This is a genomic window from Seonamhaeicola sp. ML3, from assembly GCF_023273855.1.
GTDB lineage: Bacteria > Bacteroidota > Bacteroidia > Flavobacteriales > Flavobacteriaceae > Seonamhaeicola.
In genome coordinates this window covers 305,182-319,374 of the sequence record NZ_CP096884.1, presented here as the reverse complement: position 1 = coordinate 319,374, position 14,193 = coordinate 305,182, and the positions used below count along the sequence as shown (strand labels likewise).

At 38.5% G+C, this 14,193-nt stretch carries 12 protein-coding genes; 3 read left to right on the top strand and 9 right to left on the bottom strand.

The window, feature by feature from the left end; genetic code table 11:
* Positions 1 to 35: 35 nt before the first annotated feature.
* The 7 genes from M0214_RS01480 to rsfS all read right to left on the bottom strand — a co-directional run bounded on the left by M0214_RS01480 (position 36) and on the right by rsfS (position 6,334).
* On the bottom strand, positions 36 to 1,217 hold the full coding sequence (locus M0214_RS01480) for a hypothetical protein (RefSeq protein WP_248723707.1): 1,182 nt from the start codon (positions 1,215 to 1,217) through the stop codon (positions 36 to 38).
* Between the two features lie 293 nt (positions 1,218 to 1,510).
* On the bottom strand, positions 1,511 to 1,777 hold the full coding sequence (locus M0214_RS01475; RefSeq protein ID WP_248723706.1) for an acyl-CoA-binding protein: 267 nt from the start codon (positions 1,775 to 1,777) through the stop codon (positions 1,511 to 1,513).
* Positions 1,778 to 2,428, bottom strand: coding sequence for a phosphatidylserine decarboxylase family protein (locus M0214_RS01470; RefSeq protein WP_248723705.1), 651 nt, complete (start codon positions 2,426 to 2,428; stop codon positions 1,778 to 1,780).
* Positions 2,418 to 3,239 carry a phosphatidate cytidylyltransferase gene (locus M0214_RS01465; protein WP_248723704.1) on the bottom strand — a complete coding sequence of 274 codons (822 nt, stop codon included), beginning with the start codon at positions 3,237 to 3,239 and terminating at the stop codon, positions 2,418 to 2,420. Before M0214_RS01465 ends, M0214_RS01470 begins: the two co-directional genes overlap by 11 nt.
* 3 nt (positions 3,240 to 3,242) lie before the next feature.
* Positions 3,243 to 3,851 (bottom strand): lactate utilization protein, encoded by a 609-nt coding sequence (locus tag M0214_RS01460; RefSeq protein ID WP_248723703.1) that lies wholly within the window; start codon positions 3,849 to 3,851, stop codon positions 3,243 to 3,245.
* A gap of 113 nt (positions 3,852 to 3,964) precedes the next feature.
* Positions 3,965 to 5,956: an ATP-dependent zinc metalloprotease FtsH gene (ftsH, locus tag M0214_RS01455; protein ID WP_248723702.1), complete on the bottom strand. Its 1,992-nt coding sequence runs from the start codon at positions 5,954 to 5,956 to the stop codon at positions 3,965 to 3,967.
* Between the two features lie 6 nt (positions 5,957 to 5,962).
* Complete coding sequence (rsfS, locus tag M0214_RS01450; RefSeq protein WP_248723701.1) at positions 5,963 to 6,334, bottom strand: ribosome silencing factor; 372 nt, start codon at positions 6,332 to 6,334, stop codon at positions 5,963 to 5,965.
* Between the two features lie 95 nt (positions 6,335 to 6,429).
* Between rsfS and M0214_RS01445 the strand changes: the two genes are divergently transcribed.
* Complete coding sequence (locus M0214_RS01445; protein WP_248723700.1) at positions 6,430 to 7,158, top strand: biotin--[acetyl-CoA-carboxylase] ligase; 729 nt, start codon at positions 6,430 to 6,432, stop codon at positions 7,156 to 7,158.
* Positions 7,159 to 7,264: 106 nt separating this feature from the next.
* Here M0214_RS01445 and M0214_RS01440 read toward each other — a convergent pair whose 3' ends face one another.
* Both M0214_RS01440 and pyrE read right to left on the bottom strand, forming a co-directional pair.
* Positions 7,265 to 7,660, bottom strand: coding sequence for an SRPBCC family protein (locus M0214_RS01440; protein WP_248723699.1), 396 nt, complete (start codon positions 7,658 to 7,660; stop codon positions 7,265 to 7,267).
* Between the two features lie 26 nt (positions 7,661 to 7,686).
* Positions 7,687 to 8,331, bottom strand: coding sequence for an orotate phosphoribosyltransferase (pyrE, locus tag M0214_RS01435; protein WP_248723698.1), 645 nt, complete (start codon positions 8,329 to 8,331; stop codon positions 7,687 to 7,689).
* Between the two features lie 120 nt (positions 8,332 to 8,451).
* On the opposite strand from pyrE, the gene M0214_RS01430 reads away from it, so the two are divergent.
* A complete protein-coding gene (locus M0214_RS01430; protein ID WP_248723697.1) occupies positions 8,452 to 9,033 on the top strand; it encodes an NUDIX hydrolase in 582 nt (193 codons plus the stop codon).
* A gap of 379 nt (positions 9,034 to 9,412) precedes the next feature.
* Positions 9,413 to 13,963 (top strand): T9SS type A sorting domain-containing protein, encoded by a 4,551-nt coding sequence (locus tag M0214_RS01425; RefSeq protein ID WP_248723696.1) that lies wholly within the window; start codon positions 9,413 to 9,415, stop codon positions 13,961 to 13,963.
* Positions 13,964 to 14,193: the final 230 nt, after the last annotated feature.

Here is a 14,193-nt window from a genome sequence, read left to right as displayed (position 1 = left end):
AAAATGGAAGGAATTTTCGGTAGGATATGTTGGCATTAGTTTTTATTGATTATGGTAGATAATCTATCTTTCCATTGATTGATATTGAATTTATCAATAATTCTTTTATTTTTTCCAATTACATAGCAAATTCTTGAACAATATTCTTGTCTGTAATGATTGGAAAAATCTTTGTTAAACTCTTTTTCTGAGTCAATATGTATTCCAGTATTTGTTTTTTTTATGTTAAAGTCTACGTGTAAAACATTAATATCATTACCGTATAACCGTTCCATTTCGTAAAAATCCTCTGTAGACTTCTTGTCTCCTCCACATCCACAAGAATTAGCTATAACTGTTAATTTTTTTCCGAAAATAGAATTGGTAATAGTATCTCCTGAAATTGTTATAGCCTTAAATTCGGGGGCAATCATCCCTTTCTGAGTTCCAATTTTATTATCAAATCTTTCTTCTTTTACTAGTGTTACTAAATCTCCATTATTAGATATTTTTTCAAAGCGATAATGTTTGTCGTTTAAAATTAAGATTTCACCAATCTTAATTAAATCACTGTAAGATAAAGAATCTTTATTTACTCCAAATTTTGATAATAGTGCAATTTCAGGTAAAAAGTTATAGGCAAAGCTCATAGAGTTTCTCGGCTCAATAACACCAATTTCATAATTCTCATTATCAATACTGAATTTCCCGAGAAAATATTCTCTTTTTCCTAATAAAATTTTTCCATTTCCTTTACCAATGCATAGCCAAGATGAATCTTTAACCATTTCTTTTCCATTGGAAATCAAATATTCACATTTAATTATTTCTGGAGGAGCTGTCCAAATTATATTTTCACACATTCTTACAATATCATCAGTTAAATCTTTATTGTTGTTTTGGTCTACTATAAAAACTTGATTTCCATTTTTGTTACCCAATAAAATTTCCACATTGTTATTTTGCTTTTCACTAAAATCAACTTTTAATTGATATCGTTTTATGTTTTCTATGTTTTTTGGATACTTAATCGAATTAGAAAAGGTTTCAGAAGTATCTTTAAATTTTAGACTGCCGTACCCTAATTCAAATAACCCTCTTCCTTTTATTTTTTTTGTTTTTATTGAGATTGTATCATTTAATGATGAAAACTTGTTTTCTATGTTTCTATTTTCTTGACAAGAAGTAGTCATAAAAATTAATGCATTTAAAACTAAAAAGCTAATATAGTATTTCATTCAGTCTATTTATTTTTTTAGGGTTATCTCAAATTATTGCCGAGGGTTTTACTGATATGCAACGTTTCAATAACTTATATCAGATAAACGAAAGTAGATGAAATTTTTTACAAAATCAAGTTAAAAAGGATGTATGTATCCATCAGTTTATGAATCATAAATAAGCTATTTATGAACAAAAATCTGTGAAGGTAGTGGTGTTTTATCGGTAGCCAAAACTTTTAACAAAAATTAGCTCTACAATAATTTATCGGTAATTTTGGAAGCTCAAGAAAAGCTTTTCAAAAGAGTAACTACTCCCTGTAAAGAAAGTACTTGTTTACCAAATCTACATAATGTCTTTTGGCTTCTTCCTCGGTAATATCCTTGGCTTGGAATAGCGCATTGGTCTTAAACGCATTTATTAGCGCTTCACGGCTTCTAGGTCTTCCGTAGTCGTTGGTAGCTCTTTTGTAATAGGCATAAAGTTTTAGAAGCGTATCTGCAGGGAAAGGCTCTGTATGGGCGTTAACTCTAGCTACCGCTTCTTTAAATGCTATGTCTAGTTCCTCGTTTGTCATTTAGTGTTCTGCAATTACAGTTTCTCCACCTCTAACTTTTTGGTTTAACGCAACTTTTATATTGGTATCTAGAGGTAAAAATAAATCTACCCTAGAGCCAAATTTAATAAATCCAGCATCGGCACCTTGAACGGCCTTGTCATTTGGTTTCGCATAGTTCACAATACGCTTTGCAAGAGCACCGGCGATCTGTCTGTATAACACTTTACCATAAGTGTCATTTTCTACAACAATGGTTGTGCGTTCATTTTCTTCGCTAGCTTTAGGATGCCAGGCCACCAAATATTTTCCGGGATGGTATTTACTAAATAGTACGTTGCCGCCAATAGGATAACGGGTTACATGTACGTTTATTGGCGACATAAAAACACTAACCTGTAATCGTTTTTCCTTAAAATATTCTTTTTCAAAAACCTCCTCAATCACCACTACTTTCCCATCAACAGGTGAAATTACCTGTTTGTCATTTGCAAGTGTTCGTCGCTTTGGATTTCTGAAAAATTGCAGGATTAATACCAACAAGACTAGCAGTGCTATGATTAAAATTAACCTAAGCCATTCAATTGTAATAAAACTGTCGGCAAGAACAACACCCGCTATAACAATAAGAAATGTTATTAAAATGATTTTATGGCCTTCTTTATGAAACATAATTTAGTAAACTTAAAAATGAATAAATAAATGGTGCTGCAAATATGATACTATCTAAACGATCTAGCAAACCGCCGTGACCAGGCATGATGACACCACTATCTTTAACACCCGCCTGCCTTTTAAATTTAGACTCTATCAAGTCGCCCAAAGTCCCAAAAACACTTACGATAATGCTTAATATGAGCCAATTGGTAAAGTTTAGTGTTTCTGTAAAGTTAGCAATAAAATAACTTGCTATACAAGAGAAGAGGAGACCTCCTAGAAAACCTTCGACTGTTTTTTTGGGAGAAATCTTTTCGAATAATTTTTGTTTGCCAAAATTCTTACCAACGATATAAGCAAAAGAATCATTAACCCACACAAGAATAAAAGCGCCCAGTAGAATATAGGCATTGTTACTATCTTGATAGTTTCCTATAAGTGTAATGAAAACGAAAGCACTTGAAAGATAGAAAGTTGTTAGTATGAATCTCTTAGTTGCAAAAAGGGGAATTTTTTTTTCAGAAAATAAATCTTTGATAAGAAATAATTCAACAAAAATTGTAATGACGGTTAAAATCTGAATGGCTTCATCTAGACCAAAATTGGTGTTTAAAACCAGTTTCCAGTAAACAAACACAAAATATAGAATAACAAAAATTATGTAGGGAATGAAACTTTTTAATTGAATGAGTTTTTTAAACTCAGCAAGGGAAATCAATCCGAAAACAAAAAACAGTATGATTAACGCATGTTCGTTTTGAAAGCAACTAATTAATAAAGCAATATAAAGTATGCCCGAGAGCCCTCTTGTTAGGGTTTCTTTCATGTATTATAGATCTTCTAAAAGTAGTAGGTAAAGGTTTTTGGCACTGCTTCCATAGCTCAAGAAATCTTTTTCCTCTCCCGATTTAAAGTGCTTTATGGTTGTGATATTGGTAGGGATATTATTTTTGTTTTTCGATTTTATACCACGTAGCCCTTCTCCAATGTTTTCTGTAATCTGACTTGTGGTGGCAAAAACAATGAAATTAAAGGGTAATTCCGGTAATTTTTTTTCGAAGATATGATTTGATGAAATGAGTAGAGAACCATCATCTGCTATGAGATTCTCACAGGTAGTGAGAAAAAAAGTAGATGCGCTAACTGTTCTAGTCGGGTTTAGATTGGAATTTTTGAATTTATCTTCAAGATTTTTATCCAAGAGAAGGACTTTCTTCTCCTGCCATTTGTTTTCATCAATGATATTTTGAAGATTTTCGTAGACTTCGTTTAAATTTTCGCAATACAAAAACTTACCACCATTAGCCTTAAAGTTTATGGTAAACCTTTCGTCTATTGGCAGCTTAACTTCAGGCATATATTTGCCTCTATCTTCAGATTTTAGTTCCTCTCCTGTTTTTTGAGATTTGGAACCAAATAGTTTTCTAAAAAGACTCATTTAGCTCTTGCTATTAACCCAATTCTTTCGTTGATAATCAAATATAAAAAATCTTAAACTAACCATATGGTTAATTTAAGATTTTTAATAAAAGGCCAACAAAAAGTTGTATTTTAACTGTTTTCAGATTCCTCTTCAGTTTCTGTATTTTCGTTTTTTTCGCTTGTTTCTTTTGGGCTCTCCTCCGAGCTTCCAAAATTACGTTTTCCAAAAATCTTCTCTAGGTTATCTTTAAAAATAACTTCTTTATCTAGAAGTACTTCGGCCAGTTCTGTGAGTTTATCTTTATTCTCTTCAAGAAGTTTTATAGCGCGTTGGTATTGCTTTTCAATGATATCTGAAATTTCCTTGTCTATAAGCTCGGCTGTTTGCTCACTGTAAGGTTTTGTAAATCCGTATTCACTTTGACCCGAAGAATCGTAATAAGTAAGATTTCCTATTTTGTCACTTAGCCCATAAATAGTTACCATGGCGCGGGCTTGCTTAGTTACTTTTTCTAAATCACTTAAAGCCCCGGTAGATATTTTATTGAATATAACTTGTTCGGCGGCTCTTCCTCCAAGTGCAGCACACATCTCGTCCAACATTTGCTCTGGTCGAACAATTAATCGTTCCTCGGGTAAATACCAAGCTGCTCCTAAAGAGCGTCCTCTAGGCACAATAGTAACTTTAATTAGTGGCGCTGCATGTTCGAGCATCCAACTCACGGTGGCATGTCCTGCTTCGTGAAAAGCCACTGCTTTTTTCTCAGCCGGAGTTATGATTTTGTTTTTCTTTTCCAGACCACCAATAATTCTATCTACTGCATCAAGGAAATCTTGTTTATCAACTTCTTTTTTACCGTTTCTTGCGGCTATTAAAGCAGCTTCGTTGCACACATTTGCAATATCAGCACCAGAAAATCCAGGTGTTTGTTTCGAAAGAAAATCTGTGTCTAAGCCTTTGGATTTTTTTAATGGTCTCAAGTGTACCTCAAAAATCTCTTTACGCTCACGTACATCTGGTAAGTCCACATAAATTTGTCTGTCAAATCGTCCCGCACGCATCAAAGCTTTATCTAAAATATCTGCTCTGTTGGTAGCTGCAAGAACAATAACATTGGTATTGGTCCCAAAACCATCCATTTCGGTAAGTAGTTGATTTAATGTGTTTTCACGTTCATCATTACTTCCAGACATAGCGTTTTTACCTCTAGCTCTACCAATGGCATCAATCTCATCGATAAAAATGATTGAAGGTGATTTTTCTTTAGCCTGTTTGAATAAATCTCTAACACGAGATGCTCCCACACCTACGAACATTTCCACAAAATCTGAACCAGAAAGCGAGAAGAAAGGTACTTTGGCCTCACCTGCAACGGCTTTAGCTAATAAGGTTTTACCTGTTCCCGGAGGCCCTACTAAAAGAGCTCCTTTCGGAATTTTACCTCCTAGAGTTGTATATTTTTCGGGGAATTTTAAAAAATCTACAATTTCTTGAACTTCTTCTTTGGCACCTTCGAGTCCTGCAACATCTTTAAAAGACGTTTTTACTTCTGTATTTTGATCAAATAGTTTAGCTCTGGACTTTCCGATATTAAAGATTTGTCCACCAGCACCTCCGCCAGCGCCACCAGACATACGTCTCATGATAAAAATCCATACACCAATAAGAAGTATAAATGGTAATATGCCTATGAGTATATTACCGAAGGTATCTGTTTCAGTATCAAATTCAATAACAGGTTTAGAATCCAGATCTACAATGATTTCGTTTAGCTTATTTTCAAAATTTTGAAGATCTCCAAATTCAAATCTGTAATTAGGTAAAGCGCTTACAGTAGGAATAAAAGGTTGTTGTTTGGAGTTTTTGTGAACATCTTTTATTTCAGCATCTTTTGTAAGATACACTCTGGCTACCCTTGTGTTTTTTACAATATCAATTTTCTTAACATCACCTTCTTTCAAAAACTCGAAGAAATCTGATGTGGTAATTTTAGAACCACTACTGTTTCCACTATCTCCAAAGAATTGAAAGCCAAGAAAAAGGGCAATCAATAAGCCGTAGATCCAATAAGGACTAAATTTTGGTTTTTTTTCTCTTGGATTTTTTTTATCGTTTGCCATGTGTCTTTAATAACTTGTTTCTATTAATGTTGTTTTAGCATCACCCCACAGGCTTTCAATATCATAATATTCCCTTACATGCTTTTGGAAAACATGTACAACAACATTAACGTAATCTATAAGTACCCATTCTGCATTATCTTCACCTTCAGTATGCCAAGGTTTATCTTTAAGTTCTTTGCTTACCTTTTTTTGGATGGAGTTAACTATGGCGTTTACTTGTGTGTTTGAAGTCCCTTCACAGATTATGAAGTAATCGCAAACCGTATTATCAATCTCCCTTAAATCTAAAATATTTATCTCTTGCCCCTTAACATCTTCAATGCCACTTATAATTACGGATATTAATTGGTCTGCGCTTATTTTTTCTTTCGCCATTAAATTTATTTAATTTGTGCAAAGTTATTACTTTTTTAGTTGTTTACACTTTAAAAAAATCATAAGATTTTTTTCTTAAAACATAACCTTTGTCAGTGAATATAATCAAACTTAATGCCACCGATTCTACAAATAGTTATTTGCGAAGGTACATTATGGATAATGAAGTGGAAGACTATACGGTTGTTGTAGCAAAAGAGCAGACTAATGGTAGAGGACAAATGGGTACTGTTTGGAGTTCGCAAGGTTCTAAAAACCTCACTTTTAGTATGTTTAAGGATTTAAGTATACATGTAGTTGAGTTTCCCTTTTATTTAAGTATGGCGATGTCTTTGGCTATTTTAAAGGCATTAAAATCTTTCAATATCCCAAACGTATCAATAAAATGGCCAAACGACATTTTGTCAGATAATAAAAAAATATGCGGAATTTTAATAGAAAATGTCATAAAAAACAAACTAGAGTCAACCATCATCGGTGTCGGGGTCAATGTAAACCAAACCAAATTTGAAGGCTTACCAAAAGCATCATCTTTGAAAAATATTTCCGGTGTTCATTTCAATTTAGATGAAGTTTTACACAGAATTATAACATGTACTATTGAATATTCTGAACTTTTACAAAAAGGTGAATATGATTTAGTAAAAAATGAATATGAAGCCAATCTCTTTAGGAAAGACAAACCTTCTACCTTTAAAAACAGTGAAGGCAATTTGTTTTCAGGGTTTATAAGAGGAGTCACCAAATACGGAAAGTTAATGGTGGCCATAGAAGATGGTATAATTGCAAAATTTGATTTAAAGCAAATAGAATTACTCTACTAAATCAGGTTATGTTTTACACAAAACAAAAACTACCGATTTTCACAAATATGTGGTTTTTCAAGATTTGAAATGATGAAAATGTGATAGCTACATTATTATTTACAAGCTAAATGGCATTTGGGATACTTGTAGCTAGTGTTTCTATAAATTTGGTAATTGGACCTTTTATCATCATCGACATCATGGGGTTAAAGTCTCCAGAGAACAATAGTTGCACGTCACTTGAATTATCACTAGCTTCTACAATATTACCAACTAACGAAAAATCGATTTTGCCCCCGGCTGCACCTAAAACAATTTTGTTAGGTGCTATGACCTCTTTCTTCTTCAGGATAATTTCTGGCATGCCTTTTAAAGCGAAAACAAACTTGTCGTCTTCAAGAACTTCAAACTTGCTTATGTTTTCTGGCATTAATGATTCGAAGTTTTTAACATCTGCTAAAAAAGCAAATACTTCTTCTGGTGATTTTTCAACGTTTATTTTAGGAGATTCTAGATTCATAGTTTGTCATTATTTGCTTTACTAAATCAAATACCATTCCATTCGCTTGGGTTGGAATTCCATTCAGATAAGGTTTCCAATTCCGATTCAGTTATATATTTCGTTTTTAATGCTTGATCGAGTAAACTTTCGTAGTTGCCCAAGGTTTGCAGAAATACGTTTTCTTTTTCAAAATTCTCGGTTGCAATATCAAAACCATAACTAAAAATGGCGATCATGCCCTTAACGTTTACGCCAGCTTCCCTTAGAGCAGATACTGCATTTAAGCTACTTTTTCCTGTGCTTATTAAGTCTTCTACAACAACAACATTTTGCCCGCTTTCAATAAAACCTTCAATCTGATTTTTACGACCATGACCTTTTGCATTGGGTCTTACGTAAATAAAAGGTAAACCAAGGTATTCGGCAACTAGCATGCCTATACCAATGGCTCCTGTGGCAACTCCAGCAATGGCATCGGGTTTGCCGTATTGTTTTTCTATCTGTTTCGCCATGGTTTCCCTAACATAATTACGAATGGGAGGAAACGAAAGAATGATTCGATTATCACAGTAAATGGGTGATTTCCATCCAGAGGCCCAAGTAAATGGTGCTTTTGGGCTGAGTTTTATCGCATTAACCTGTAATAAAACTTCGGCTGTTTTTCTTGCTGTATTTTTATTAAAAATCATGAGGGCTAAATTACAATTATTGTAAAAGTAATATCAAGATTGATTTTTTTTTTTTTAACAAAAGCCAATTTATTACTTAAAAGATATTTTTATATTGCCAACATATTTTTGAATGATTGTATGTATAAAGTTTTTGTTGGAGACAAGCCCATAATATTAACAAACAAAGTTGAGCAGGAAACAAACTTTAAAAATTATTTGTTAGATACTGTAAATATTGGAAAGGTTATTAAAGCCCTCAATAAATCTTCTTTACAGGAAGTTAGGCTCATTCATAAAAAACCCGATAAACTACTTGTTAAGTTCTTAAAAAAATTACCCAATGTTATAGCTGGTGGAGGAAAAGTCCTAAATTCTAAAAATGAAATTTTATTTATTTTCAGAAATGAAAAATGGGATTTACCAAAAGGAAAAGCTGAAGGCAAAGAAACCATAGAAGAAACCTCCATCAGAGAGGTTGAGGAAGAAACAGGCGTTAATGGTCTCCAAATCACCAAACCATTGCAAACTACGTATCATATTTTTAAGCGTAATGGAAAGCACAAAATAAAAATTACGTATTGGTTTGAGATGACAACGAGCTTTGATGGTAAACTTTATCCGCAAGAAAAAGAGGGTATAACAAAAGTAAAATGGTTAAGCAAAAGCCAAGCGGATAATGCTCTTCAAAATTCTTATGCAAACATTAGGTCCCTAATATAAACTAGTTAAATCTACATTCTTTTTCCCTTCCTAAAATAGTTCTCAACTGGGAATAACCTTTCTATAAATAAACACTTCTTGTCTCTTAAGAATTATAGAAGTTAAACAAAATCAGTCATTTACCATCCGTTAATTTTTTTTTTAATGTTTAGTGTAGTTCTTTGCTAATGAACTTTTTTCTTTACGATATTTTTTAGTTTTTATATTGATATTCAGGCATTTAACTGGTTTTAAGTTTTGATTTTTCATATTGTTTCTTGTCAACAAAACAGAGGTATGAAGGCTGTTTGATTTTAAATTGTTTATAATTTTTTCAAAAAAGTTAAACAAAAAGAATAAAAATGTTTAATTTTGTTTCAAATTAATTAAACAAAAAATCATGAAAGTAGTATTACATCAACGATTTCCCCATCTAAACTACCTACTTACTTCATTATTTTTGTTCTTTACGCTGCTCTCTCAAGCAGACGATAATTGTGGTGAAATAGAATACTTTGAATTTTCCAACGGCCATGAAGTAGCATCTATCACAGATGGTGGTACTTATGCACAGTCAGAACTTCCAATGAATTTTTATTTCAATACAATAGTTACAGACGAAATTAAAAGGGTTTACTACAAAGTCGAAAATCTCGACACTCACAAAACCTATACAATTACCGAAAATTTTAAGCCTTATACCTTTCCGGCAGGGGGAGGAGCATGGCATCTTGGTGATGGTAATTTCAGGATTACAGCGAAAGCTTTCAAGTCTTATCTGTCAACAACACCATGTGATTCAAAAACAATCACATTTAGATTAGCACCACCGTGTAGTGCCGATGCCGGTACGCTGACAGCGGATATGGACAAGGTAGTACTTGCCAACGGTTCGGTCACGATAAGCGCTACGCCCAACGGAGACATCAACGTTCCCTATGGTTACAGCAAGCTGTTCGTGCTTACCTCCGGTGAGGGCTTGGTCATCGAGCAGGTGGGCGACATGCCCGAGTTCACAGTAGATGGCGCAGGGCTCTATACGATACATACATTGGTATACGACGGCAATGCCGACAGTGCCAACTTCCTGGACCTTGGCATCGTCAAGATTGGTGAGACCACTGGTGTTGACGTACTTACCGTAGTTGGCAACGCCGGGATATGTGCCTCATTGGATGCGGCAGGCGCTCCGGTAATGGTAGAGGCCTGTAGTGCCGATGCCGGTACGTTGACAGCTGATATGGACAAGGTGGTACTAGCCAACGGATCGGCCACGATAAGCGCCACGCCCAACGGAGACATCAACGTTCCCTATGGTTACAGCAAGCTGTTCGTGCTTACCTCGGGTGAGGGCTTGGTCATCGAGCAGGTGGGCGACATGCCCGAGTTCACAGTAGACGGAGCAGGGCTCTATACGATACATACATTGGTATACGACGGTAATGCCGAGAGTGCCAACTTCCTAGACCTTGGCATCGTCAAGATTGGGGAGACCACTGGGGTTGACGTGCTCACCGTAGTTGGCAACGCCGGGATATGTGCCTCATTGGATGCGGCAGGCGCTCCGGTAATGGTAGAGGCCTGTAGTGCCGATGCCGGTACGTTGACAGCTGATATGGACAAGGTGGTACTAGCCAACGAATCGGCCACGATAAGCGCCACGCCCAACGGAGACATCAACGTTCCCTATGGTTACAGCAAGCTGTTCGTGCTTACCTCGGGTGAGGGCTTGGTCATCGAGCAGGTGGGCGACATGCCCGAGTTCACAGTAGACGGAGCAGGGCTCTATACGATACATACATTGGTATACGACGGTAATGCCGAGAGTGCTAACTTCCTAGACCTTGGCATCGTCAAGATTGGGGAGACCACTGGGGTTGACGTGCTCACCGTAGTTGGCAACGCCGGGATATGTGCCTCATTGGATGCGGCAGGCGCTCCGGTAATGGTAGAGGCCTGTAGTGCCGATGCCGGTACGCTGACAGCTGATATGGACAAGGTTGTACTTGCCAACGGATCGGCCACGATAAGCGCTACGCCCAACGGAGACATCAACGTTCCCTATGGTTACAGCAAGCTGTTCGTGCTTACCTCGGGTGAGGGCTTGGTCATCGAGCAGGTGGGCGACATGCCCGAGTTCACGGTAGACGGAGCAGGGCTCTATACGATACATACATTGGTATACGACGGTAATGCCGAGAGTGCCAACTTCCTAGACCTTGGCATCGTCAAGATTGGGGAGACCACTGGGGTTGACGTGCTCACCGTAGTTGGCAACGCCGGGATATGTGCCTCATTGGATGCGGCAGGCGCTCCGGTAATGGTAGAGGCCTGTAGTGCCGATGCCGGTACGCTGACAGCTGATATGGACAAGGTTGTACTTGCCAACGGATCTGCCACGATAAGCGCCACGCCCAACGGCGACATCAACGTTCCCTACGGATACAGCAAGCTGTTCGTGCTTACCTCCGGCGAGGGCTTGGTCATCGAGCAGGTCGGCGACATGCCCGAGTTCACAGTAGATGGCGCAGGGCTCTATACGATACATACATTGGTATACGACGGCAATGCCGAGAGTGCCAACTTCCTAGACCTTGGCATCGTCAAGATTGGGGAGACCACTGGGGTTGACGTACTTACCGTAGTTGGCAACGCCGGGATATGTGCCTCATTGGATGCGGCAGGCGCTCCGGTAATGGTAGAGGCCTGTAGTGCCGATGCCGGTACGCTGACAGCTGATATGGACAAGGTTGTACTTGCCAACGGATCTGCCACGATAAGCGCCACGCCCAACGGCGACATCAACGTTCCCTACGGATACAGCAAGCTGTTCGTGCTTACCTCCGGCGAGGGCTTGGTCATCGAGCAGGTCGGCGACATGCCCGAGTTCACAGTAGATGGCGCAGGGCTCTATACGATACATACATTGGTATACGACGGTAATGCCGAGAGTGCTAACTTCCTAGACCTTGGCATCGTCAAGATTGGGGAGACCACTGGGGTTGACGTGCTCACCGTAGTTGGCAACGCCGGGATATGTGCCTCATTGGATGCGGCAGGCGCTCCGGTAATGGTAGAGGCCTGTAGTGCCGATGCCGGTACGCTGACAGCTGATATGGACAAGGTTGTACTAGCCAACGGATCGGCCACGATAAGCGCCACGCCCAACGGAGACATCAACGTTCCCTATGGTTACAGCAAGCTGTTCGTGCTTACCTCCGGCGAGGCCTTGGTCATCGAGCAGGTGGGCGACATGCCCGAGTTCACGGTAGACGGAGCAGGGCTCTATACGATACATACATTGGTATACGACGGTAATGCCGAGAGTGCCAACTTCCTAGACCTTGGCATCGTCAAGATTGGGGAGACCACTGGGGTTGACGTGCTCACCGTAGTTGGCAACGCCGGGATATGTGCCTCATTGGATGCGGCAGGCGCTCCGGTAATGGTAGAGGCCTGTAGTGCCGATGCCGGTACGCTGACAGCTGATATGGACAAGGTGGTACTAGCCAACGAATCGGCCACGATAAGCGCCACGCCCAACGGCGACATCAACGTTCCCTACGGATACAGCAAGCTGTTCGTGCTTACCTCCGGCGAGGGCTTGGTCATCGAGCAGGTCGGCGACATGCCCGAGTTCACGGTAGACGGAGCAGGGCTCTATACGATACATACATTGGTATACGACGGTAATGCCGAGAGTGCCAACTTCCTAGACCTTGGCATCGTCAAGATTGGGGAGACCACTGGGGTTGACGTACTTACCGTAGTTGGCAACGCCGGGATATGTGCCTCATTGGATGCGGCAGGCGCTCCGGTAATGGTAGAGGCCTGTAGTGCCGATGCCGGTACGCTGACAGCGGATATGGACAAGGTGGTACTAGCCAACGGATCGGCCACGATAAGCGCTACGCCCAACGGAGACATCAACGTTCCCTACGGTTACAGCAAGCTGTTCGTGCTTACCTCGGGTGAGGGCTTGGTCATCGAGCAGGTGGGCGACATGCCCGAGTTCACGGTAGACGGAGCAGGGCTCTATACGATACATACATTGGTATACGACGGTAATGCCGAGAGTGCTAACTTCCTAGACCTTGGCATCGTCAAGATTGGTGAGACCACTGGTGTTGACGTGCTTACCGTAGTTGGCAACGCCGGGATATGTGCCTCCCTTGATGCGGCGGGTGCGCCCGTAATGGTAGAGGAGAGTGGTGAGTGTTTGGCTGATGCAGGTACTATGTATTCTAGCTACCCAATTAGTTGTTATGAAGGGGGACTTACTACGATTATGGCGAAGGCTTATGACGAACCAACAATTCCAGACGGATATCAGCAGTTGTATGTTTTAACTGAAGGTTTTACCCTTACAATCCTTGGTGTTTCTGATCAACCTACATTTGATGTTGAGAATTCAGGGCTTTACAGAATACACAGTTTAGTTTATAATCCGAGTACTTTAGACTTAAGTGTTGTTGAAATTGGTGTAACAACTGGTTATGATGTGCTTAATATTGTCACAAGTAATAATATTTGCGCTTCATTGGATGTTCACGGGGCAATAAATGTCGTTATCCGCTCAAAATGGTTCTGTAAATATTTAGGTGATCTTTTCAATGGACGTTCTGTTGGATTGACAATGGCTGAATTACCTGCTAACATAGAGGCGGTTCTAAGTGATGATGAATTAGAAAAATTCAGTGATAGTAAAGTGAGACTCTTTCCTAACCCTGTAGCTAATCGATTAACTGTTAATATGGCTGCCTTTGGAGATGAAAACGTAAATTACGATGTTTCAGATATAGGAGGAAGACGTATATTGTCAGGTAAACTAAATTTATTAGATGGAGGTGTTGTAAGTATAAATACAAACAGTCTAAGTAATGGTGTTTATTTGATAAGGTTAAACTCACAATATAGACAAATCACTAAAAGAATAGTTGTAGAAAAATAGAAAAAGAAAAATTGATTACCCAAAAAGCGTACTGCTAATCAAACCAGTACGCTTTTTATTTTCAATGCCTAAGAAAAGTATAATTATTATCTGCTATTTTTATGTATTTGAAAATAAATTAAAATGTTCTTAAAAAGACGCTCTCACATATTTTAAAATTTACAAAAAAGAAGTACTTTGGCTTTATGAGCCGAGGCTTAAAATTGCTATTAGAGATTATTTTTTGAAGT